The 23909-nt window shown below is 74.0% G+C and carries 15 protein-coding genes; 6 read left to right on the top strand and 9 right to left on the bottom strand.

Annotated features, from left to right (window positions below; translation table 11 throughout):
- Positions 1 to 66 precede the first annotated feature (66 nt).
- Positions 67 to 912 (top strand): hypothetical protein, encoded by an 846-nt coding sequence (locus ACSYGO_RS28205; protein ID WP_460388106.1) that lies wholly within the window; start codon positions 67 to 69, stop codon positions 910 to 912.
- A 530-nt stretch (positions 913 to 1442) separates the two neighbouring features.
- On the opposite strand, the gene ACSYGO_RS28200 is transcribed toward ACSYGO_RS28205, so the two are convergent.
- The gene (locus ACSYGO_RS28200; RefSeq protein ID WP_460388104.1) at positions 1443 to 3539 is read right to left on the bottom strand and encodes a cell division protein PerM; all 2097 of its coding nucleotides are present in this window, start codon (positions 3537 to 3539) and stop codon (positions 1443 to 1445) included.
- Between the two features lie 96 nt (positions 3540 to 3635).
- On the opposite strand from ACSYGO_RS28200, the gene ACSYGO_RS28195 reads away from it, so the two are divergent.
- Complete coding sequence (locus tag ACSYGO_RS28195) at positions 3636 to 4775, top strand: helix-turn-helix domain-containing protein (protein ID WP_426677403.1); 1140 nt, start codon at positions 3636 to 3638, stop codon at positions 4773 to 4775.
- 110 nt (positions 4776 to 4885) lie between these two features.
- On the opposite strand, the gene sucD is transcribed toward ACSYGO_RS28195, so the two are convergent.
- The 7 genes from sucD to ACSYGO_RS28160 all read right to left on the bottom strand — a co-directional run bounded on the left by sucD (position 4886) and on the right by ACSYGO_RS28160 (position 15648).
- Positions 4886 to 5770, bottom strand: a complete 885-nt coding sequence (gene sucD, locus ACSYGO_RS28190; protein ID WP_460388102.1) for a succinate--CoA ligase subunit alpha — start codon at positions 5768 to 5770, stop codon at positions 4886 to 4888.
- A 22-nt stretch (positions 5771 to 5792) separates the two neighbouring features.
- Positions 5793 to 6971 (bottom strand): ADP-forming succinate--CoA ligase subunit beta, encoded by a 1179-nt coding sequence (sucC, locus tag ACSYGO_RS28185; protein ID WP_359494112.1) that lies wholly within the window; start codon positions 6969 to 6971, stop codon positions 5793 to 5795.
- 453 nt (positions 6972 to 7424) lie between these two features.
- Positions 7425 to 9092: a hypothetical protein gene (locus tag ACSYGO_RS28180; protein ID WP_426677404.1), complete on the bottom strand. Its 1668-nt coding sequence runs from the start codon at positions 9090 to 9092 to the stop codon at positions 7425 to 7427.
- Positions 9093 to 9285: 193 nt separating this feature from the next.
- Positions 9286 to 10446, bottom strand: a complete 1161-nt coding sequence (locus ACSYGO_RS28175; protein WP_460388100.1) for a hypothetical protein — start codon at positions 10444 to 10446, stop codon at positions 9286 to 9288.
- A gap of 131 nt (positions 10447 to 10577) precedes the next feature.
- Positions 10578 to 11705, bottom strand: a complete 1128-nt coding sequence (locus ACSYGO_RS28170) for a VWA domain-containing protein (protein WP_426677504.1) — start codon at positions 11703 to 11705, stop codon at positions 10578 to 10580.
- Positions 11706 to 11887: 182 nt separating this feature from the next.
- On the bottom strand, positions 11888 to 14497 hold the full coding sequence (locus ACSYGO_RS28165; protein ID WP_460388098.1) for a DUF5682 family protein: 2610 nt from the start codon (positions 14495 to 14497) through the stop codon (positions 11888 to 11890).
- Positions 14494 to 15648: an ATP-binding protein gene (locus ACSYGO_RS28160; protein ID WP_432176252.1), complete on the bottom strand. Its 1155-nt coding sequence runs from the start codon at positions 15646 to 15648 to the stop codon at positions 14494 to 14496. The genes ACSYGO_RS28165 and ACSYGO_RS28160 overlap by 4 nt, the downstream gene beginning before the upstream one ends.
- Positions 15649 to 15781: 133 nt before the next feature.
- Here ACSYGO_RS28160 and ACSYGO_RS28155 point away from each other — a divergent pair, with 133 nt between their 5' ends.
- Together ACSYGO_RS28155 and ACSYGO_RS28150 are read left to right on the top strand one after the other, a co-directional pair.
- Positions 15782 to 17137 carry an SWIM zinc finger family protein gene (locus ACSYGO_RS28155; RefSeq protein ID WP_460388097.1) on the top strand — a complete coding sequence of 452 codons (1356 nt, stop codon included), beginning with the start codon at positions 15782 to 15784 and terminating at the stop codon, positions 17135 to 17137.
- 61 nt (positions 17138 to 17198) lie between these two features.
- Positions 17199 to 18821, top strand: a complete 1623-nt coding sequence (locus ACSYGO_RS28150) for a DUF5691 domain-containing protein (RefSeq protein WP_426677409.1) — start codon at positions 17199 to 17201, stop codon at positions 18819 to 18821.
- A 1057-nt stretch (positions 18822 to 19878) separates the two neighbouring features.
- On the opposite strand, the gene ACSYGO_RS28145 is transcribed toward ACSYGO_RS28150, so the two are convergent.
- Positions 19879 to 20295 carry a cobalamin B12-binding domain-containing protein gene (locus tag ACSYGO_RS28145; RefSeq protein WP_359494128.1) on the bottom strand — a complete coding sequence of 139 codons (417 nt, stop codon included), beginning with the start codon at positions 20293 to 20295 and terminating at the stop codon, positions 19879 to 19881.
- A gap of 641 nt (positions 20296 to 20936) precedes the next feature.
- On the opposite strand from ACSYGO_RS28145, the gene ACSYGO_RS28140 reads away from it, so the two are divergent.
- Positions 20937 to 21797 (top strand): esterase/lipase family protein, encoded by an 861-nt coding sequence (locus ACSYGO_RS28140; protein WP_426677410.1) that lies wholly within the window; start codon positions 20937 to 20939, stop codon positions 21795 to 21797.
- Between the two features lie 334 nt (positions 21798 to 22131).
- A complete protein-coding gene (locus ACSYGO_RS28135; protein WP_426677411.1) occupies positions 22132 to 23724 on the top strand; it encodes a M23 family metallopeptidase in 1593 nt (530 codons plus the stop codon).
- Positions 23725 to 23909: the final 185 nt, after the last annotated feature.

Below are 23909 nucleotides of genomic sequence, written 5' to 3'. Positions count from 1 at the left end.
GTCGCGAGCACGACGGCGTGCGGACACGCCGCCCGCCAGATTCACCAAGGGGAAGACGCACACCTGATGCCGGACCGCAGTCTCCGACTCCCTCCGCTGCTGCTGCGCGAGCGGCGCCCTTCGCCCACCCCTCCCCGTTCGGACGGGGAGGCGCCGGCGGGTGGGCAGGGCTCCTCGGGCGGCCACGGCCAGACCGGCGGGAACGGCTCCTCGGGCGACGGCGGCCCCGACGGTCCTCCCCCGCCCTCGGACGACAACCCGTTCGCCCCGCCGCCGGAGGGCACGCCCGACCGGCCGTGGCAGCCGCGGCGCCCCACGAACGGCGGCGACACCGAGGAGAACGGCAACTCCGGGCAGCCCGGCGGCGGGTACACCCCGTGGGGCAGCCAGTGGAGCGACCGCCAGCCCGGGCCCTCGTCCGGCGGCGGCTTCGGCGACCGGCCCGGTGCTCCGCAGGGGCAGGGCGGCCCCGAGGGCCCCGGCGGCGGTCCCGGCACGGGTATGCGCTGGGACCCGACCGACCCGGCCCAGCGCCGCGCACGCTACGCGCTGCTGTGCGGCATGTGGGCGTTCTTCTTCGCCCTCTTCAGCTGGCCGTACGTGGCGCTGCTGCTCGGCGCGCTCGCCCTGTACTGGGGCGGCAGCTCCCTGCGCGCCAAGCCCCGCACCCCGGACCCGGACGCTCCGGCGCCCGCGCCCGAGGCGAGCGGGCGGCCGCAGAGGACGGCCGCGGTGAGCGGGATCGTCACCGCGTCGCTCGCCATCGTGATGGTCGCCGCGACGTTCACCGCGCACCTCGTGTACAGCGACTACTACTCCTGCACGAACGACGCGCTCACGAACGCGGCGAAGCAGTCCTGCAACGACCTCCTGCCGAAGGAGCTCAGGAGCGTCCTCGGCACGAACGGCTGACCTCCGGCCCACCGCACCGGGGGAACATCCCCGCGCCACGGGGCCGGCCCGGTCCGACCGGCCCCGTCGGCAACCCGTCGGTCACGCACCGCCCGGGCGCGATGCCGGGGCTCCCTGGCCTCGCTCCGGGACCCGGGACCCGGGGCGGCGGTCGGCCCGGCGACGTCACGCAGGTCCGCGGCCCACGTCATCGCGGGATTCACGCCCTCATCCCAAGTCCCGGGGTTCGGGCGAGCCGGCGGGCCGACGACGTCACGCAGGTCCGCGTCCCACGTACCCGAGGGCTGTAAGCCCCCACGCCGAGTCCCGGATTTCCGGCAGTCCGGCGACGTCCCGCAGACCCGCGTCCCACGTACCTGCGGGCTCCACGCCCTCGCCCCGAGTCCCGGGGTTCCGCCGACCCGGCGACGTCACGCAGCTCCGCGTCCCACGTACCCGTGGACTCCGCGCCCTCGCGCCGGGTCCCAGGGCCCCGCGGCCCGGCGCCGTCCCGCAGATCCGCGTCCCACGTGCCCGTGGGCTCCACGTCCTCACCCCGAGTCCCGGGGCTCCGCCGGCCCGGCGACGTCCCGCACGTCCGCGTCCCACGTGCCCGTGGACTCCGCAGCGTCAGGCGGGCTCGGGTCCCGAGGCTCACGGGCCTCGCGCTGAGCCGCGTCCCCGGGGTCGGAGGGTCTCGCGGTGTCGCGTGAGAGCAGGTCCCGAGGGCCCGACGGCCCCGCCGCGTCGCGTGAGAGCAGGTACCGGGGGTCCGTGAGGTCCGTGGTGTCCCAGGGAGCCGGGTCCCGGGACTCCGACGGCCTCGCGGCGTCGCCCGGGGCACGGTCCCGGGGCTCCACGGAGTCACGCACCTCCGGCCCGTCCGGCCCCGACGGCTCCGGACGCTCCGCGGCGTCGCGGACGGCCGGTTCCGGAAGTCTCGCCGCCTCCCGCAGGGCCGCCCAACGGGCCTCGCGGGACGCCTCCTCGTGCCAGGGGAACCCCTCGGAGTCCGCGGCGGGCTCCGGCCGGAAGGGCCCGGTGGCGTCCGCGGGATCCTCGTCCCACAGGGACCCAGGGGTGTCCACGGGCAGGAAGTCGTACGGCTCGAAGTCGTCGGCCGTTCCGTGGCCGGCCGCCACGGCCCCGCCGGCGGGCCCTCCGGCCGACGGCACCCCCAGGTCGTCCCCCGGTCGCGGGCGCGACAACCCCGGCCGCGAGCCCCACGGCAGCCGGAAGGGGGAGAAGGCCGGACGGCGCCGCAGGCCCGTCCCGGCCGCCGGGGCACCGCCGGCGGCGGCCACCCGCGGCCCACGCCGTACCCGCCGCCCCCGCAGCCCCACCGCCACGGGCACGCCGACGGCCGCCGCCCACAGCGCCGCCGCGGGCCCGACCTGCCACCACACGGGCCCGAAGTCGGTCAGCGCGGCGACCCCGAGCGGCCCTCCGGCCAGCGCGGCGAGCAGGCCGAACGCGCTGCCGCACAGTCCGGCGGCCAGCAGCGCGGCACCCGCCGTCCGCTTCCGGGACCAGGCCTCCTGCGCCGCTCCGTCCTGCGGTACCGCGGCAGCGACCACGAACCAGGCGAGCGTCGCCCCGGCGGCGACGGGCAACACCCCGGTCGCCCAGCCGAACGGCCCCTTCTCGCCCGGGACGGCCGCCAGCAGCGGAAAGGCGGGCAGCAGGTCGGTCGAGGCGCGGGGCCCCGCCGCGGCCACGGACAGCGGCCCGGCGACATGCCCGGTGCCCAGGACGACCCCGGGGCCGAGCCCGTAGGCCGCTCCCCAGACCGCCGCGTTCGGGACCAGCGCGAGACAGAGCAGCAGGACGGCGAGACGGCCCGACCACACGTCCGTGAGCTGCAGGAACGAGTCCCGGGCCACTCCCCCGTGCCACACCAGCGACACCGCGACGAGCAGGGCCCCGCCCCCGACGAGCAGCGCCGTCCCGGCCCCGGCGGCCCGCAGCGCGCCGCCGAGGAACCGGTCCTCGCCGCCGAGGAGCCGTTCGGCGACGGCGACGAGACGGCGTACGACTGCGGCCGGACGGGCGGGCAGGCGTCGCGGGACCCGCGACGCCCAGGGCGGCAGCGGGCCCCGGGGGCGCCCGTACGCCGTCCAGACCCCCGCGCCCGCGGCCCCCGCGGCGAGCAGCGGCAGGCACACCGCGGCCCATCCCCAGGAGGGCCGCAGTGCGCCGCCCGAGGCGTACAGGGCGGCGGCCGTACCGACGGACAGGTAGCCGGCGACGACCCCGGCCCATGCCGTGGCGGGGGCCGCCCGCACCTCCTCGGCCGCGTCCCTGGCCGCCCGGTGCACCAGCCACAGGGGCAGCGCCAGAAGGAGCAGCGGTGTCACTCCGACCGGCATGGGCAGGCCGGAGAGGGTGTCGGTGCGGATCAGCTCGACGCCGTGGGCGAGGAGCCACAGGGACGCCGCGACGTGCAGGGCTCCGCCCGGCCCGCTGTCCGGGTACGGGGAGCTGATCCACAGGGCCATGACGAGGACGGCGGAGGAGCCGAGCCCGAGGCCCGCCGCGATGGCGCCGCCGAGGAGGCCGGCGCCCAGTCCGGGTGATCGGTCGCGCAGCCGGACGAGCAGAATCGGCAACGGCGGCCTGCGGTCGGTCGTGTGGGTCACGCCCGCCATGCTCCCAACGACACGCGCTTTCCCGTCGTAACAGGCGAACCCCGGATGTGTCGCTCAATATGCATCTATGTACTTTTTCGTACGAAAGGGCGCCTCGTGACGCGGAGTCCTCAGACCCCCCTGCCCGGCCCCAAGGAGCGCCGCCGCCTGCGCGAGACCAAGTCGCTGACCCAGGCCGAGGTCGCCACGAAACTGGGCGTCACCCGCGAGACGGTGCGCTCATGGGAGTCCGGCCGCACGACGCCACGCGGCCGCAAACGGGAGGCGTACGCGAAACTGCTCACCGAACCGGTCTCCTCCGAGGCCGGGGTGACCACCCGTCAGGAGCAGTCCGTGCCCGCCCTGGTGGGCGCCGCCATCGGTCCGGGCGGCGACGCCGCGGGCTCCCCGGGGCAGGCGCCCCTGCCCGGGGCCGCCCCGGGCCCGCTGCCCGCGGACGGGCTGACGCCCGCTCAGGCCTTCGACGCGCTCTACGCGTTCTGCGCCCCCGCCCTCGTACGGCAGACGTATCTGCTCACCGGTCGGCGTGAACTGGCGCGCGAGTCCGTGGAGCGCGCCTTCCAGCAGGCCTGGCACAACTGGCCCGAGGTGGCCATGGACCGCGACCCCGCCGGGTGGGTGCGGGCGACGGCGCACGAGTACGCCCTCTCCCCCTGGCACCGGCTGCGCCCCCGCCACCGGCAGCCGGAGCCGCCGCCCGCCGACGCGGCCGACCGCGCGCTCCTGGACGCCCTGCTGACGCTGCCGCCCGTGCACCGGCGCACACTGCTGCTCTACGACGGCGTCGGCCTCGACCTGCCGGAGACGGCGGCCGAGACGGAGGCGAGCACGCCCGCCGCGGCCAACCGGCTGCTGCACGCGCGCGAGACGCTCGCGACGCGGCTGCCCGACCTGGCGGTGCCGGACGTGTTGCACCGGCGGCTCGCCGAGCTGGCGAGCACGGAGCGGCTGCGTCCCGCCAAGCCGCGCACGGTCCGCTGGGGCGGCGAGCGCCGCGCCGAGCGCTGGACCCGGGCCGCCATCGCGTTCACGGTGCTGCTCATCGGCGCGACGACGCTGACGCTGCGGACGGCCCCGGACCACTACGAGGCCCCGCTCGCGCCCGGCGAGACCGTCAACGGTCTGCCGCCCCGCTCCGCCCCGGGCCCGCTGTCGGACGAGCAGCTGCGGCTGCGCGCCAAGCTGAAGTCGGAGACGGTCAGCGGTCCGGGACGGCTGGTACCGGACGACCGCTGACACCGCGTACGAGACGTCCCGGCACCTCCGCGGTGTCCAGGGTGTCCGGACATACGGGTGGGCCCGCACCCCTCGAGGGGTGCGGGCCCACCCGCGTGGTGCTGCTGGGCTCAGCCCGCGAGGATCTCGCGCGCGAGCTTCGCCGTCTCGGTCGGCGTCTTGCCGACCTTGACGCCGGCGGCCTCGAGGGCCTCCTTCTTCGCGGCGGCCGTGCCGGAGGAGCCGGAGACGATGGCGCCGGCGTGGCCCATGGTCTTGCCCTCGGGCGCGGTGAAGCCGGCGACGTAGCCGACGACCGGCTTGGTCACGTTGGCCTTGATGAAGTCGGCCGCACGCTCCTCGGCGTCGCCGCCGATCTCACCGATCATGACGATCAGGTCGGTGTCGGGGTCGGCCTCGAACGCGGCGAGCGCGTCGATGTGCGTGGTGCCGATGATCGGGTCGCCACCGATGCCGACGGCCGACGAGAAGCCGATGTCACGGAGCTCGTACATCATCTGGTACGTCAGCGTGCCGGACTTCGAGACCAGACCGATGCGGCCCGGCTTGGTGATGTCGCCCGGGATGATGCCGGCGTTGGACTGGCCCGGGGTGATGAGACCGGGGCAGTTCGGGCCGATGATGCGGGTCTTGTTGCCCTTCGACTTCGCGTACGCCCAGAAGGCGGCGGAGTCGTGGACGGCGATGCCCTCGGTGATGACGACGGCGAGCGGGATCTCCGCGTCGATGGCCTCGACGACGGCGGCCTTGGCGAAGGCCGGCGGCACGAAGAGGACGGACACGTTGGCGCCGGTCTTCTCCATGGCCTCGGCGACCGAGCCGAAGACGGGGATCTCGTGGCCGTCGATGTCGACGGACGTGCCCGCCTTGCGCGGGTTGACGCCACCGACGATGTTCGTGCCGTCGGCCAGCATGAGCTTGGTGTGCTTCATGCCCGTGGCACCGGTCATGCCCTGGACGATGACCTTGCTGCCCTTGTTGAGGAAGATAGCCATGGCTGTGGTGTTCCCTCGTCCCTTACTTGGCCGCGGCCAGCTCGGCGGCCTTGTCGGCCGCGCCGTCCATGGTGTCCACGCGCTGCACGAGCGGGTGGTTGGCGTCCGACAGGATCTTGCGACCCAGCTCGGCGTTGTTGCCGTCGAGACGCACGACCAGCGGCTTGGTGACTTCCTCGCCCTTGTCCTTGAGCAGCTGGAGCGCCTGGACGATGCCGTTGGCGACCTCGTCACAGGCGGTGATGCCACCGAAGACGTTGACGAAGACGGACTTGACGTCCGGGTCGCCGAGGATGATCTCCAGGCCGTTCGCCATGACCGCGGCGGAGGCGCCACCGCCGATGTCGAGGAAGTTGGCGGGCTTGACGCCACCGTGGTTCTCACCGGCGTACGCGACGACGTCCAGGGTGCTCATGACGAGACCCGCGCCGTTGCCGATGATGCCGACCTCGCCGTCGAGCTTGACGTAGTTGAGGTTCTTCTCCTTGGCGGCGGCCTCGAGCGGGTTGGCCGACGCGTGGTCGACCAGCGCCTCGTGCTCCGGCTGACGGAACTCGGCGTTCTCGTCCAGGGAGACCTTGCCGTCCAGGGCGATGACGTCGCCGGAGGCGACCTTCGCCAGCGGGTTGACCTCGACGAGGAGCGCGTCCTCGGCGACGAAGGTCTTCCACAGCGTCACCAGCACGTCGGCGACCTTGTCGGCGACCTCGGCCGGGAACTTCGCGGCCGCGACGATCTCGCGGGCCTTCTCCGGGGTGACACCCTCGTTGGCGTCGATCGGCGTCTTGGCGACGGCGTCGGGGCGAGTGGCCGCCACCTCCTCGATCTCCATGCCGCCCTCGACGGACGCGATGGAGAGGAAGGTGCGGTTGGTGCGGTCCAGGAGGAAGGAGACGTAGTACTCCTCCAGGATCTCCGGGGCCGTCTCGGCGATCATCACCTTGTGGACCGTGTGGCCCTTGATGTCCATGCCGAGAATGTCCGTCGCACGCGCGACGGCCTCGTCCGGGGTGGCGGCGAGCTTCACGCCACCGGCCTTGCCACGTCCGCCGACCTTCACCTGGGCCTTGACGACGGACTTGCCACCGAGACGCTCAGTGGCTGCGCGGGCCGCCTCAGGCGTGTCGATGACTTCACCGGCCAGCACCGGTACATCGTGCTTGGCGAAGAGGTCCCTCGCCTGGTACTCGAACAGGTCCACGCGCTTCCGTCCCTATCAGTGATCTCGCGGTTCGTTGGATGCGTGGGCGTGCCGCGAAGGGCAACGTGACGTCCGCTGTCACAAGGGTGGCGCACACGGTGTCCGAGCGCGCGGCATGTCCGTCTCGCAGGTTATCGCCGCTGGCGGCGGGTCCCTAAATCGCGGGTCACACCTGAGCGGTGATACCTGTCACATGATGCCTCACTCACTGGCACCGCGTGCCGCATGAGCAGGGCCTCACCGGGTTGGGGTTGACCCGGTGAGGCCCCTTGAACAGCCCCGAAGGGCTCAGGCAGGGCGGTCCCCACCCCAATGGGGACCGCTCTGCCCATCCGCGGGGTTCCGGTCGGACGGTCCGACGGGTTTCGGCCGTCCGGGTCCGTCGGCCCCGAGGAGTCGGTCGGGTGCCGTACGACCGCCCTCGCCGCGGGCGGGTCGTACGACGGGGGTGCCTCAGGCCCCGTACGTGCCGTACTGGGCGCCAGGCAGGTAGCTCGGGGCGACGGACTCGGCCACGCCCCGGACGCCGTCGACGGCGTGGCCGGCCAGCGGGCCGCCGGTCGCGGCGGCGGTACCGGTCAGGTCCTGCGCGAAGGGACCGGCCTGGGCGACGACACCGGCCGCGAACGGGTCGACCTGGCCGACCACGCCGTCCGCGAACGGCCGCACGTCGCCCGTGACGCCGTACGCCAGCCCGGTGGCGCTGCCCGCGACCCCGTCCGCCACGGGCTGCACGAAGTCCACGACGGGCTGCGCCGCGTCGGCCACTCCCCCGGCGAAGGCCGGCACGTCGCCGGTGACGACGCCCTGTGCGAACGGGGCGACCTGGCCCGTGACGCCGTGCGCGAACCCGCCCGCGGCCCCCACGACACCGCCCGCGAACGGCTGGACGTCGCCGACCACACCGTGCGCGAGCGTGCCCGCGTCCGCGACGGCCTGGCCGGCGACCGGGACGACGCCGTGCACCGCGGCCTGGGCCACGGGCGGCAGCACCGAGCCGGCCGCGTCGCCGACGACCTGGCCGACGGCTCCGTGCACGACCGGCTGCGCGTCACCCACGACGCCGTACGCGAGGCCGCCCGCGTCACCCGTGACACCGTGCGCGAGGCCCGTCGCGTCGGCCGTGGCGCCGTACGCCACCGCCGTCACGCCGTCCACCGCGCCGTGGGCCAGCGTGGTCGCGCCCCCGACAGCCCCGTACGCCAGCGGCGCGACCTGGCCGACGGCGTGCTCCGCCACCGGAGTGACGCCCTGGACGGCGGTCGCGGCGACGGGCGGCAGCGCCGACGCGGCCGTCTCGTCCACCACCGGGATCGCGATGCCGGTGGCGGTGCCGACGGCTCCGCCGACCTGTGCGGGCGCGCCGGTCGCCGTCCGCGCCGCCGTGCCCGTGGCACCGGCGGCCGTGTTCCCGGCCGTCCGCTCCGCCGTGGCGACGGTCTGCCGGACCCCGGTCCGGGCGGCCGAGGGCACGCCGGCGGCGGTGCGCTGGACGGCGGCGAGCTTGCTCTGCGCCCCGGCGAGCGCCTCCTCCACCTCCGGCGCGAACGCCGAGAGCGGGCCGAAGAGGTAGTCGATCTCGCCCTGCGGGGTGCCGGTGTCGGCGACGGTCTGCCGCGCCGTGTCCGCGGTGTGCCGCGCGGTGGCGGTGGCGCTCCCGGCGTGGGAGAGGTGGGTGACGGCGGGGACCTCGGCCTCGACGTAGCGGCGGGCGTGGTCGGCGGTCGTCGCCGCGCCCTGAGCGGTCCTCGCCGTGTGCTGGGCCGTCGTGGTCGCCGTCGTCGCCGCCGTGGTGGCGGTGCTTCCGGCCTGCGCGACGTGGCTGCCGGCCGTCGCCCGCGCCTGGGCGACGGTGCCCGGGACCGAGGAGGTCACGTCGTCGACGGCGGTGCCGCCGGTGACGGCGGACACCGTGTCGTGCACGTCGTTCGTCACGTTCCCGACGGCGGAGTCGACGGTGCCGGTCACCGCGCCGACGGCGTCGGTCACGCCGACGCTCGCGTCGGGAGCGGACACGGACGACGCCGGCAGTTCGTCCGCGCTCGCGGCGGCGGAGCCGAGCGCCCACGCGCCGGTGACGCCGGCGGCTATGACGATGGAACGGCGGATGTTCTTGTTCATGCTGCGTCAGATCCTTCGGGATTCCGAGAGTTCGGGAGATTCCGGGGAGTCGCTGAACACCGGTGAGATCCGGTGGATTCAGGTGAGTTCCTTGGGCTTCCGTCCGGGATTCGGAGGGGTGCCCGGACGGCGGGCAGACCTGTTCCGCCCCCGCGCGGCAGGTCGCTCAGCGGGGAGGGGAGGAGAGGGCTGCCTAGCCGGGGAAAACGGGAATGTCCCGGTACCTGTCCCGGGTCTCGGCCGCGGTCACGGCCGCGGAGGCGCCGGGCACGAGCCGCAGCGGTGCCCGGTGGACGGGGGTGATGGCGTGCGGATCGCCGTGCCGCGGCGCGCCGTTGTCGACCGCGGAACGGTCGATCAGCACGCCGGTCGTGTCGTCCGCGGGTGCCTGGCGCGCGGGTGACTGCAGCGTCGGTACGCCGTCGTGGGCGCGGCGCGGCGCACCCGCCCAGACGTCCGCGCCGTGCGTGCCGGGGCCGAACACCGGGTCGGCGGACGGCGCGTGCTGGCGTCGTGCCGCGTGCTGCCCGGCCGTGGCGGGCCGGTTGTTCTGCGCCGCCGCGCCGTGAGCGGGCGGCACGGAGCCGGCCGGCAGGGGCTGCGCACCCGCGGGCGGGAGCGCAGGCAGGTCCGGCAGACCCGGAAGCCCCGGTACGGACGGGAGTCCGTCCGGCGGGGTCTCGGGCAGTCCACCGGTGACCGTCTCCACCAGGTCACCGACCGGCCGCACGACCGCACCGGTGGCGGGCCGCACGAGATCGTCGACCGGCTGGACGACGTGCCGGACGGTGTCGGTGACCGTGTCGGTCACGTGCGTGACCACCCCCGCGACGGGGGCGGGGGCGCCGTCGACGGCGGGGGCGGGACGCCCCGCCCGGGTGTCGTGCGACGCGGGTGTCCCAGGTACCGCCTGCGGGACCCGTGTCCCGTCCGTCGTACGCGTCGCGGGCGCGGGCACTGGCGTGGCGGGCACGGGCGCCGTCCCGGCCGTGGACTTGGACCGGTCCGTGGACTTGGTCTCGGCCGTGGAGTCCGACTTGGCCGTGGACTTGACCCGGCCTTCGTCCGCGACGGTGGCCGCCGGCTCGGAGGCTCCCTCGGAGTCGCGGACCGCTTCCGTCCCGGTCTCAGGGGAGCGGGGCGCCAGCACGTGGTGCACCGCGTCCGCCGTCGACCGGACGACACCCGCCGCCGGCCCGGGGACTGTGCCGTCGGCGGCCTGCGCCCGCTCTCCGCAGAGGAGGGCGACGGCGAACAATCCACCCATCAGCAGCGCCAGTTGCAGCGCACGCCGCCCAGCCGCCTCACGCGTCACGCGCGAAGCGGCACCGGACAGCACGGCTGACAGGGGCAAGAGGGGGAGGGTCCTCCCGTACGAAGGGAAAGAAGATGGCACTGGGCCGCGTCGATCCTTGCACGGGACTCCCGAGGTTGCGCAAGTCCCCTGTTACCGATGGGTACTCATGTCCGGATTTTCCATTCCGCTCACCTGGTGTCCGGTATCGGCAGTGGCCGCTTCTCGATCGCAGCCGCCATGACCTCGGGGAACAGGTCGGGCGTGCAGGCGAACGCCGGTGCGTCGAGCGCCGCGAGCGCCGCCGCGTGCTCACGGTCGTACGCGGGTGCCCCTTCGTCGGACAGCGCGAGCAGCGTCACGAACTGCACTCCCGACGCCTTCATCGCAGCAACCCGCTTCAGCATCTCGTTGCGTATGCCGCCCTCGTAGAGGTCGCTGATGAGGACGACCACCGTGTCGGCGGGCCTGGTGATCTGGGACTGGCAGTACGCGAGGGCTCTGTTGATGTCCGTACCGCCACCGAGCTGGGTCCCGAAGAGGACGTCCACCGGGTCGTCGAGCTGGTCGGTGAGGTCGACGACGGCGGTGTCGAAGACGACGAGGCGGGTGGCGATGGACCTCATCGACGCGAGGACGGCCCCGAACACGGAGGCGTACACGACGGAGGCCGCCATCGAGCCCGACTGGTCGATGCAGAGGATGACCTCCTTCTTCACGGACTGCGAGGCGCGGCCGTACCCGATGAGCCGCTCGGGCACGATCGTGCGGTACTCGGGCAGATAGTGCTTGAGGTTGGCCGCGATCGTGCGGTTCCAGTCGATGTCGTGGTGACGCGGCCTGCTGATCCGGGCACTGCGGTCGAGAGCTCCGGTGAGGGTCGCCCGGGTACGGGTGGCGAGCCGCTTCTCCAGGTCCTCGACCACCTTGCGCACGACGGCCCGTGCCGTCTCCTTGGTCGTCTCCGGCATGGCCTTGTTCAGCGAGAGGAGGGTGCCCACCAGGTGCACGTCGGCCTCCACGGCCTCCAGCATCTCGGGCTCCAGAAGCAGCGTGGAGAGCCCCAGCCGGTCGATGGCGTCGCGCTGCATGACCTGCACGACGGAGGACGGGAAGTACGTCCGGATGTCGCCGAGCCAGCGCGCGACCGACGGCGCGGACGCCCCGAGCCCCGCCGAACGCGACCGCCCCGACTGAGCCTGGTTCCCCTTCCCGTACAGCGCGGCGAGCGCTCCGTCCATCGCCGCGTCCTGCCCGGCGAGCGCACATCCGGTGCCGTCCGCCTCGTCGCCCCCGAGCACGAGCCGCCAGCGCCGCATCCGCTCACCGGCCGCGTCGGGCGCCGCAGACGGACCGGGGGTGGCGGCGGTGACGGGCGCGGGAGTGCCGGCCGCGGGGGTGCCGGCCGTGGTGGGGGTGGAGGTCGCGCCAGGTGTGCCGGGCCTGGTGGTGGGCGTGCCGGGCGTGGTGGTGGTCGCGCCGGGCGTGTTCAACGGTGCGGTCATCGGGCCGCCTCCACAAGGTCGTCCAGGTAGGTCACGTCATCGGATTCGTCCAGCCCGAGCAGCAGGGTCAGCACCGGCAGCACGGCGTCCGCGCGCCCGATGTCGAGGCCGGGCGCGAACCCGGGCATCCCGGAGGCGGTGGTCTCGGTGCTCCCCGTCGCACGCGGGCCGCGCCGGAGCAGTTCGCCCAGCGTTCGGCGTACTCCGGCCTCGTACGCCGAGAACGTCCGTCGCAGCAGCGGCAGTACATCGGTGAACGCCTCCGCCGGCACGCCGGTCAGCCACGCGTCCACCAGCCCGAGCAGCCGCTCGTCGTGCACGAGCAGCATCCCGCCCCCGGAGCCGCCTCCGACGAAGCCCTCGATCCACGCGGCCGCGTCCCCGGGTGCCGTCCCCGGCGACAGCACCAGCCCCATCAGCCGGGCGGCCTCGTCCTGCGCCAACTCCCCGTCGTCCAGGAGAAGTCGCACGGTCCGCCCCCGGACCACTCCCGGCACCGTGTCGCGGGCGGTCAGCACCCGCAGCACGGAGTGCCAGCGGTGGCGTATGCCGACGGACGGGTCGGCCCGGTCGGAGGACGGGGAGTCGCTCGATGGCGAGGAACCGCCGGGAGTCGGGGAGCCGCCGGACGACGAGGAACCGCCGGAGGACCGGGAGCCGCCGGCCGATGACGTCGTGAGCGTCTCCGCCAGCAGCCCCACCGCGCCGTGCACCGCGTCCACATGACGCCGCATCTCCTCGGCAGCCTCCGCGTCGAGGGAAGCGCAGGCCGGCGGCAGTCCGACGAAGATCCGCTCGGCAAGACCCTCGGCCACCCCGGTGAGGGCGTGGGTGTCCGTACCCCGCACATCGCCGTACCGCAGGGAGCGGACGAGGGCGGGCAGGGCCTGTGCGAGATGGCCGACGTCCGCGTCGAGAGCGGCCCGGTCGGCGAGGACCCGCATCACGACGGGCAGCGCTTCGGGCAGTTCGGCGAGGAGGCAGCGCTCGGAGAGCGCCGTGACGTCCGCCAGCGAGGGCGCCGAGACGGCGTCCGCCTCGGCTCTGGCGGTGGCGGCGGCCAGTACCGTCGTGCCCCACACGCCGGCCTCGGCGACCCGCACGGACAGCTCCGGTTCCCAGCGCAGCCGCCAGGTCTCCCGGAACGTGCCGGTGCTGCCGCGTGACGCCGTGGGCTCACCCCAGGACACGCCCAGGAGCCGCAGACGGTGCAGCAGTCTGCTGCGTCCGGCGTCGGTCTCCTTGCGCAGGTCCAGCTCCAACTCCCGCTCCAGCGCCTCCGGTTTCATCCGCAGCCGCCGCTGGAGTCGTGCCAGGTCGCGCTGCAACGGCACGGCGGGCGCCGATTCCGGCACCTCCCCGAGCACGTCGCCGACCACCAGCCGGTCCCGCACGAGCGACAGCGGGACGTCCGAGCCCTCGCACATCACGGCCCGTACCGCGTCGGTGGTCTCGGTGAGGCCCGGCAGGGGGCGGCCACGCATCGCGGCGAGCGTGTCGGCCAGCCGCACCGCCTCGATCACATGGGCGGAGGAAACCCCCTGGTCCTCCTCGCGCAGCAGCCGGGCCACCTTGGTCATCCACCGCTCGACCGGGCGGTCCGGGGCGCTGAACAGATGCCCGTACCAGCCCGGGGAGTCGATGCCCGCGCCGTACCCGCTGACGCGGGAGAGCCGGCGATGCGTCCACGGCACCCAGGTCAGGTCGGGCTTGACCTTGGGCAGGCCCTTGAGCAGCGCCCGGTCGGCACCGACCGTGGTCTTCCGGCGCAGCGCGGGCACGTGCCAGGCGCCGCACACGACGGCCACGTCGTCCCCGCACTCGCGCTGGGCCGCCCGGACCTGGAGTCGCATGTACGCCTCGCGCACCAGGTCCCGGTCGTGCCCGCCGGCCCCGTACGTCTCCCGGAGCGCGTCCATCGCCTCTTCGAGCACGGCGAACGGGGCGAACGGGTCTCCTTGCGCGCCCGCCCGGTGCTCGACGACGTCCTCCCACCAGCGCTCGGGGTCGTCATAGCCCGCGGTCTCGGCGAGGACGGCCAGGGGGTCGATCCGTACGGCCGCCTCGGTCACCTCTGCCGCGGGGGACGACTCGTGGTCGCGGTCCTGCCTGTCACCGTCGCCTCTCCGCTCCTCCCCGCCGCTCTCCTTCTCTTCTTTCTTCTCCCCTTCTTCCTTCTCCTCCTCTTTCTGCTCCCCCTCTTTCTGCTCCCCCTCTTTCTGTTCCTCTTCTTTCTCCCGCGGAGAGTCGTCCCCGTCTCCCCAGGCCAGCGTGTGGGCTGCCGGGAGGTCGATGAAGCGGGCCGGGACTCCGTGGTCCAGGGCCCAGCGGATCGCCACCCACTCCGGCGAGAACTCGGCCAGCGGCCAGAAGGCCGAGCGGCCGGGCTCGTCCACGACATGGGCCAGGAGGGCGACCGGGGGCCGCATGTCCTCGTCGGCGGCGAGCGGGACGAGCGCGTCCGCCTCCGGGGGCCCCTCGATCAGCACGACCCGGGGTGCCGCCGCGTCCAGCGCGGCGCGCACGGCTCGCGCGGAACCAGGCCCGTGGTGCCGCACGCCGAGCAGCAGCGGCCCCCGCTCCCGGTCGCTCCGGGCTCCGCTCATGCGCTCACCTCGCGGCAGGCCCGGTAGAAGTCCTTCCAGCCGTCCCGCTCGCGGACGACCGCCTCCAGATACTCCTGCCAGATGACTCGGTCGGCCGCCGGGTCCCGGACCACGGCGCCGAGGATGCCGGCCGCGACGTCGCCCGCCCGCAGGACGCCGTCCCCGAAGTGGGCGGCCAGGGCGAGGCCGTTGGTGACGACGGAGATCGCCTCGGCGGTGGACAGTGTGCCGCTGGGCGACTTCAGCTTCGTGCGCCCGTCGGCCGTGACGCCGTCGCGCAGCTCGCGGAAGACGGTGACGACGCGACGGATCTCGTCGACGCCGTCGGGCACGGCGGGCAGGTCGAGGGAGCGGCCGATCTGCTCGACGCGGCGCGAGACGATGTCGACCTCCGCGTCGGCGCTCTCCGGCAGCGGCAGCACCACCGTGTTGAACCGGCGGCGCAGCGCGCTCGACAGTTCATTGACCCCGCGGTCGCGGTCGTTGGCCGTGGCGATCAGGTTGAACCCGCGGACCGCCTGTACCTCCTGGCCCAACTCCGGGATGGGCAGGGTCTTCTCGGACAGGATCGTGATCAGCGTGTCCTGCACGTCGGCGGGGATGCGGGTCAGCTCCTCCACGCGGGCCGTCATGCCCTCGGCCATGGCCCGCATGACCGGGCTGGGCACGAGGGCGTCGCGGCTCGGGCCGTGCGCGAGCAGCTGCGCGTAGTTCCAGCCGTACCGGATCGCTTCCTCCGGTGTGCCCGCCGTGCCCTGCACGAGCAGCGTCGAGTCGCCGCTGACAGCGGCGGCCAGGTGCTCGGACACCCAGGTCTTGGCCGTGCCCGGCACGCCGAGCAGGAGCAGTGCGCGGTCGGTGGCGAGCGTGGTGACGGCGACCTCGACGATACGGCGCGGGCCCACGTACTTCGGTGTGATCACCGTGCCGTCCGGCAGGGTGCCGCCCAGCAGATAGGTCGCCACGGCCCACGGCGACAGCCGCCAGCGGGCCGGGCGCGGGCGATCGTCCTGCGCCGCCAGCGCGTCGAGTTCGGCCGCGAAGGCGTGCTCGGCGTGCGGTCGCAGCGCCTCGGCCGCCCCCTCGACAGTGGCTCCCGCGAACTCTTCCGCGGGCGCCTCGGCGGACGTCGGTTCAACGGACACGGACATGGCTCGGTCCCCCTCCAGCTCGGCCGGTTCGGATCTGGCTCCACCGTGCACCACGGCACTGACAGTGCGCTCTGACCTGCACGAACGACGTCGCGAGGGTCGATTGTCAGTGGCGGGACCTACCTTCGATGGCATGACACAGCAGGGGGTGCGCTGGACGGCGGATCAGGTGCTGGCACTGGCGCCTGACGCCGCGTCACGCAAGGCGGGAAGCAAACTCGGCGCGGCCGGGCCGTGGTCCGAGGCGGGCAGTTCTGACGAGGGGACCGTGTGGGGACTGTGCAAGGGAAGTGGCAGCAAGCCGTATCAGACGGTCATCGACATCGCGGACTCCACCGGGCCCGCCTACAAATGCAGTTGTCCGAGCCGGAAGTTCCCGTGCAAGCACGCGCTGGGGCTGCTGCTGCTCTGGGCGGGCGGCGACGGCACGGTGCCGCATGCGCAGGCACCGGACTGGGCCGAGCAGTGGATAGAAGGACGAAGAGCGCGCTCGGAGAAGAAGAGGACGGCGGGCGAGGCATCTGGAGCGTCCTCGGCGGGTGATCCGGAAGCGGCGCGGCGCAGGGCGGAACGGCGCGCCGAGCGGATCACGGCCGGTGCGGCCGAGTTGGAGCAGCGGCTGGCCGACCTGCTGCGCGGCGGCCTCGCCACGGCCGAGCAGGCGGGATACGGGATGTGGGAGGAGACGGCGGCCCGCATGGTCGACGCGCAGGCGCCCGGTCTGGCCGCGCGGGTAAGGGAGTTGGGGGCGATCCCGTCGTCCGGGCCCGGCTGGCCCGTGCGTCTGCTGGAGGAGTGCGCGCTGCTGCACCTCCTCGATCAGGGCTGGCTGCGGCGCGAGCTGCTGCCGGACGGCCTGGCCGCGACGGTCCGTTCGCGGGTCGGCCTGTCCGGCTCGGCGGACGGTCGGCCGGTGCGGGACCGCTGGCTGGTCCTGGCGCAGTACGACACGTCGGACGCCCGGCTCACGACGCGCAGGATCTGGCTGTACGGCGCGGAGTCCGGGCGTGCGGCGCTGCTCCTCTCTTATGGGGCGGCCGGTCGCGCACCCGAACTGGCGCTGCCCGTGGGGCTGGCCTTCGAGGCGGAGGTGTCCGCCTATCCGGGCGCCGGTCAGCTGCGGGCCGCGCTCGGCGAGCAGTTCACGCCTCCCGCGCCCGCGGCGATACGGCCGCCGGGCACGACCACCCTTCAGGCCGTCGAGCGCTACGGCGAAGCGCTGCGGGCCGACCCGTGGCTGAACTCGTACCCGGTCACCCTGGACCGGGTCGTACCCACCCCCGACGGCGACAGCTGGCAACTGGCGGATGAGGAGGGGGAGTTGGCGCTGCCCCTCACTCCTTCCTCGCGCTCCCGTCCCGATCTGTGGCGTCTGGTCGCGCTCTCCGGCGGCGCGCCGGTCACGGTCTTCGGCGAGTGCGGCCACCGCGGCTTCACCCCGCTGACGGCCTGGTCGGAGGGCCCCGGGGACGCGGTGCCCCTGTGCTGACGGCACGGCCGGCCGGCAGCACCCGCACGGGCCACACCCCATCCGTACGGAAAGGACGCTCATGAACACGACCTCGGCCCCGGCGGGCGCGCCCGCCGGTGGCTCCTGGGAGGAGCTCGTCACGGTGGCGCTGCTCGGCACGGAGCGGCGTACTCCTCCCGGACTGCGGCCCGGCCGGGAGGCGCCGGTGGCGTTGCTGGACGCGGCCGCCGTGGAGACGCTGCGGCGGCGGGCCGGTGTCCGCCCCGCGCGGGCCGCGGCGCGACCGGAGCCGGCGGCACGGGATCCCCGGCCCTCGCTGCCGCCCGCGGCGGCCCGCAGGCTGGCGATGCTGCTCGCGGACCGGCCGGGCACGGGAGGCGGGGGCCGCAGAGGGACGGCCCCGGACCTGATGGAGTTGCTGCCCCAGTGGCTCCAACTGGCCAACGCGCGCGGCTTCGCGGCGCCCCCTCAGGCGTTGCCCGCGCTCCTCGACGCAGCCCGCGGCCGCACGGATCTGCGGCCGGCCGCCCTGGCCTTCGCGGGACCGCGGGCGGTGTGGCTGGCGCGGCTGAACCCGGAGTGGCGGTTCGCGCTGCGCTCCGCGCCGGGCGGCGGTGCCGCGCTGCCGGGCCCGGAGGAGACCGAGCGGGTCGAGCGGCTGTGGCAGGAGGGACTGTTCGCGGAGCGGGTCGCGCTGCTCGGCGCCATCCGCGCCCATGATCCTGATGCCGCACGGGAGTTGCTGACCACGACGTGGACGACGGAGCGGGCGGAGGACCGGCTGATGTTCCTCGATTCGCTGCGGTCCGGGCTGTGCCCGGCCGACGAGCCCTTCCTGGAGCGGGCGCTGGCGGACCGCAGCCGCAACGTACGGGCGACGGCCGCGGAGCTCCTGTCCGCGCTGCCCGATTCCGCGCTCGCGGCCCGGATGGCGGCACGAGCCGGTTCGTGCGTGGCCGTGGACCGTACGCGGGGCACGCCCACGATCGTCGTCGAGGCTCCGCACGAGTGCGACGCCGGCATGGAGCGGGACGGAGTGGTAGCGAAGCCGCCCACCGGCCGGGGTGAACGGTCCTGGTGGCTGGGCCAGTTGGTCGAGGCGGCCCCGCTGCGCGTCTGGCAGGAGCGGCTCGGGGGGCGCACGCCGGAGGAGATCGTGACGTTGCCCGTGGCGGACGACTGGCAGGGCGAGCTGCATGCCGCCTGGTGCCGGGCGGCGGTGCGCCAGCGTGATCCCGGATGGTCCAGGGCGCTGCTGGGCGCGCCGGCCGCGCCGGAGGCCGGCGGGCCCGGGGCGGTCTCCCTGGCCGAGCGGTCGAAGCTGCTCGCCACGCTCGGCTCCGCGGAGCGCGCGGAGTGGGTGGCGGGGTTCATCGGGACGCACGGACTGTCGGAGGCGTTCCAACTGCTGGGGGTGTGCGCGGTGCCCTGGGCCGGGCCCCTGGGGCGGGCGGTGGTGGACGCGCTCAACATCGCGCGGGACGCCGGAAGCTATCCGTGGAGCTTCAGCGGGGTGATGGGGCTCGCGGAGCGGTGTCTGGATCCGGCGGAGGCGGGGCGGCTCGAAGGGCTCACCTCCGTGCCGGACGAGTCGGAGAACGCGGCGCCGGGAGCGGGCAGCTATTGGGCCGAGGCGTTCCAGCGCCTTGTCACGACGTTGCGGTTGCGCGCGGCGATGGCCTCCGAGCTCGGGGAGCCGTGAGGCACCTCGCCGCGCCGGCCCGCCATGAGGGGTTCTCGCCCGACCGGGCCGACTTCGGCAGCGTCTCGCCGCCGGGGCCCTGTCGGGGAGCCTCGCCCCGCCCGGTCCACGTCGGGGGGCGCCCAGGCCGGCCCGTCTCGACGGCCTGGCCCCACCGGCCCACGTCGGGGAGGCTCACCCAGGCCAGCCCTCCTCGGCGGCCTCTCCCCACCCGACCCACATCGGGAAGGCTCACCCAGCGCGGCCCGTCTCGACGGCGCCTCGCCCCATCCGGCCCGTCTCGACGGCCTCGCCCCATCCGGCCCGTCTCGACGGCCTCGCCCCATCCGGCCCACGCCGGAGGGGACCCAGACCAGCCCTCCTCGGCGGCCTCTCCCCACCCGACCCACATCGGAAGGCTCACCCAGCCCGGCCCACCTCGGGGCAGCACACGAACGGGCGCACGGGAAAGGGCACCCGGCCCACGTCGGCAACCTCGTCCCACCCGGCCCACCGGCCCCCGGTCCGGCCCACCCGCGAAGCACGCCAGGCCCCGGATCGCACCCGTATGGGGGACGCGCACCAGCCCGTGCCCCCATCCGCGCGCCCACGCCCGGCACCACTGGTCGCCCCGGTCTCGCTCATCGCCGGCGCCGGCCCCTGGGTCACCCGGGTCCTCTGGCTCCCGGGTCTCGGGTCTCGGGTCTCGGCTCTCGGCTCTCGGCTCTCGGCTCTCGGCTCTCGGCTCTCGGCTCTCGGACAGCAACGAGCCCCGTGCGCCGCGCGCACGGGGCTCGTCCCGGAAGCCGTAGCCGGACAGGCCGCACCGCGGCCGGTCCCGCGGCTCGGGCGAACGCCACGGTCCGTCCCGCCGCGCTGGACCCCACGGCGCAAGACCTGGCTCGATCCACTCGTGGGCGACCACCGAGCGTCACACCCCAGCCGACCACCCGACAGACCGCCCGACCGCCCGGCGCCGCAAGCAGCCCACCAGGCAGCCCACAGGCAGCCCGCAGTCAGCGACAGGCAACCGCGGACAGCCCCGAGCCGCATCCCGGCCGGGGACGACCGCGGAGCGTCACGCCTCTGCCGGCTGCCTCACGTTGGCCCGCACCCAGTCCACGATCGACGCGGTCGTCGCGCCGGGGGTGAAGATCTCCGCGACGCCCTTCTCCTTGAGAGGGGCGATGTCCGCCTCGGGGATGATGCCGCCGCCGAAGACCTTGATGTCCTCCGCGTCGCGCTGCCTCAGGAGCTCGATCACGGCCGCGAAGAGCGTGTTGTGGGCACCGGAGAGGATGGAGAGGCCGATCGCGTCGGCGTCCTCCTGGATCGCGGTGTCGACGATCTGCTCAGGGGTCTGATGGAGCCCGGTGTAGATGACCTCCATACCGGCGTCGCGCAGCGCCCGCGCGATCACCTTGGCCCCGCGATCGTGGCCGTCGAGCCCCGGCTTTGCCACGACCACGCGGATCGGACCGGCTGCCACACCCATCACTGCCTCCATGAACCGACTACATCAACCTGCACCGACACCGATTGTGACTGCCGACACATGGCCACCGACTACTGACTATTCACACATATCGCAGAATCCGCCGCTCACCACACCGGATGTGCCTCGCAGCCCGGGCGCCCCAGGGCCTACGGCCGGGTAAGTGAACGAACGTTATCGCCAGCATCCCGCACCCGGCAGTTTCGCGGTGGAGACCGAGGGGGAAATCACACACTGGGACAAGTTCGCCGCGCATCGCTCCGAATCCGGCGGCACCAGCGCCGCACGGACGTGCGGCACACAGGCCTCGGCCGGAGCCCTGCGCACAGGAGAGCCGCACAGGTGGCCTCGCCTCCACGGCGTCAGCGGGACACCGTGGTGATGAGGGCACCGGGGACGGTCCGACAGCAAGGAGCCAGGCCGGTACGAGAACCACGGGACGACGAGGACGGCTCCACGACACCGCCGCAGGGTCGCACCGACGGCGAGGAGTCCAATCACTTCCCCCGGCAGGGCGCCACGTAGCGTCACGGTGCACGGTGCACCGCGTACGCGCTGTCGGTCACCGCCGCCGCCACGGCTCTCCATGAGGGCACACGGGGGACAGAGCGGTCCTGCCGCGTGCCGACTGGAGGTCGGCCATGAAGGTCACCAGGGCAGCGACGCCCTTTCTCCCCCTCTGTCAGCTTCTGTTTCCGAGCAGACTGGCCGGGCTTTCAGTGACCCTCCTGAAAGCGACGGCCCTGGAGATCGCGATCCTCGCCGGTCACCTCCTCCTCTACCCCTCCGGCATCGTCCAGGAGCGCCGCTCCACTCCCGCGCTGCCCTCGCCCGACACGGCACAGCTCCCCACCGAGGCCAAGCCCCCGGTCGTCCTGCTGCACGGCTTCATCGACAACCGCTCCGTCTTCGTCCTGCTGCGCCGCAACCTCGCCCAGCACGGCCGGCAGCACGTGGAGTCCCTCAACTACTCGCCGCTGACGTGCGACATCCGCACCGCCGCGGAACTGCTCGGCCGGCACATCGAGGAGATCTGCGAGCGCACGGGCCATCCGCGGGTGGACATCGTCGGGCACAGCCTCGGCGGCCTGATCGCGCGGTACTACGCGCAGTGCCTCGGCGGCGACGCCCACGTCCGCACCCTCGTCACGCTCGGCACCCCGCACTCGGGCACCCGGGTCGCCCCGCTGATGAACGCGCACCCGATCGTGCGTCAGATGCGCCCCGGCTCCGAGGTGATCGAGGAACTGGCCATGCCCGCACCGGGCTGCCGGACCCAGTTCGTCAGCTTCTGGAGCGATCTGGACCATCTGATGGACCCGCTGGAGTCGGCCTGCGTCGACCACCCCGACCTGCTCGCGCACAACGTCCGCGTGAGCGGCGTCGGCCATCTGGCCCTGCCGGTGCACCCGGCCGTGGCGACCGGCATACGGCAGGCGCTCGACATGGAGGAGGCCGACATCCGGACGGCCACCCGGGCGGGAGGTCTGACGGTCGCGTGACGACGGCCGGCGGTCGCGCGGCGGTGGGCGCGCGCGTGACCGCCGCCGGGGTTGCCGCGACGGCCCATTGAGGCGCTCGCCGCCCTCACTTCACGGTCGCCGACACCCGGAAAAAGGCTCCACGACCCCCGTCGGACAGCCCCACGACACCCCTGGCGCTTCGAACATTCATCGAACACCAGGCCAAAGTCGTGCCCGCCCTCCCCCGAAACACGGCCGAATGCCCGTTTCCCGAGAACGGGAAACCTGACGAAGATTGTCGCGCCCGCGTACCGCCGGGTACAGTCGCCGCACTGCTCTGCCAGCCCCTGTTGTCGAGGCGAAAGAGAAGTTGGTGAACGACCGTCACCCGTCGGGGACCGTGACTCCCCCGGCTCCGGCCTCCGATGCCGCCTCGGCGCTCCATGCGCCGTACGGCGCACAGGAAGCCCAGTACGGCGACTTCACCACGTACGACGCCTACGCCGCCCATGGTTATGACGCGGGTGTCGGCACGACCGGTTCCTATGCGACCGCGACCTTCGAGACCGACCCCCTCTTCGGGGACATGTCGGGCCAGGGCACGGGGTCCTACGACGCCACGCAGTGGAGCACCGGCAGCCACCAGACGCTGAACTACGACCCGTACGCGGCGCAGCACCAGGCGGCCTACGACACCGGCAGCTACGAGACGACGGCATGGGCGTCCGGCTACCAGCAGCTCGCCGACATCCCCGCGCAGCACCCGAGCCCGGAGGCGTCGGGCCAGTGGGACGCCGGCGCCTGGCTCCAGCCGGACCAGTCGGTCGACCCCTCCCAGCAGTGGGGCGTGCCGGCCCAGGAAACGGGTGCGTACGACGCCACGCAGTGGAACACCGCCGGCGGCCACGACCCGTACGAGGCGTACGAGTATCCGCAGCAGGACGGGTACGAGCAGCAGCACGCCCAGCAGGAGACGTACGAGCAGCCGCACGGCCACGCCGAGGCGTACGAGCAGCCCGAGACGCACGCGTCCGCGCCCTTCGACCAGCAGGCGACCGCCACCTTCGAGCACGTCTCGTACGACCAGCACATCGACGCGGACGACGAGTTCGAGTCCTTCACCGACGACGCGGACGCGTCGGCCGATGACGACGGCGACTACGAGGCCCCGCTGCTCGACGACATGGAGGAGGTCGTCCCGGCCCCCCGTGCCGCGCGCTCGGGCTCCCGCTCCCGTCGCCGCAGCCCCGCGAAACGTTCCGCTCTGCTGACCGTCGCCGTTCCCTCGGCCTGCGTGATGGGCGTCGCCGGCATCGCCGCCGCCTCCGTGGGCAACCTCGGCGGGGACGACGGCAAGGACACCACGGCGAGCGCCCCGGATCCCACGGCCGTGAAGCCGTCCACCGCCAACAACAAGCTGGACACCCAGCTCCAGAGTCTGTCCGCGGGCGCGGACGACTTCGCCGACCGGGCCAGCCGCACGCAGGAACGTATCGACCTCAAGGCCCAGCAGGCGGCCGACAGGAAGAAGGCGGCGGAGGAAGCGGCCCGCAAGGAGCGGCTGCGTCCCAAGTTCGCCCTCCCGGTGGCGCGTAAGGGCCTCAGTGCCTACTTCGGCCAGGCGGGCATCAACTGGATGTCCGTGCACACGGGCATCGACTTCCCGGTCTCCTACGGCACGCCGGTGATGGCCGCGACCGACGGAACCGTCCGCACGCAGTGGAACAGCGCGTACGGGAACATGATGATCGTCACCGCGAAGGACGGCACGGAGACGTGGTACTGCCACCTCTCCACGTACAAGGTCGCCTCCGGCACCGCGGTGAAGGCCGGCGACCAGATCGCCTTCTCCGGGAACTCCGGCAACTCGACCGGCCCGCACCTGCACTTCGAGGTCCGGCCGGCCGGCGGTTCGGCGATCGACCCGCTGCCGTGGCTGCGCAGCCACGGACTGGACCCGACGTAACGATCCCGGGCCCACGCCACCGTCCCGGCCCCACAACACCCTTGCCCCACAACACCCTTGCCCCGCGACCACCCGCGCTCTCGCGCGTCCGGGCCCGCTTCCCCGAGGCACGGCCGACGACGCCGCGAGGCCGTACGCCCGGCCAGGCGCTCTCCCTCCCAGGCGTCCCGCGGGCGGACCGGGCC

Source organism: Streptomyces krungchingensis (assembly GCF_054729265.1).
The sequence above is the reverse complement of the archived record's forward strand: the minus strand, read 5'-3'. Positions and strand labels throughout refer to the sequence as shown.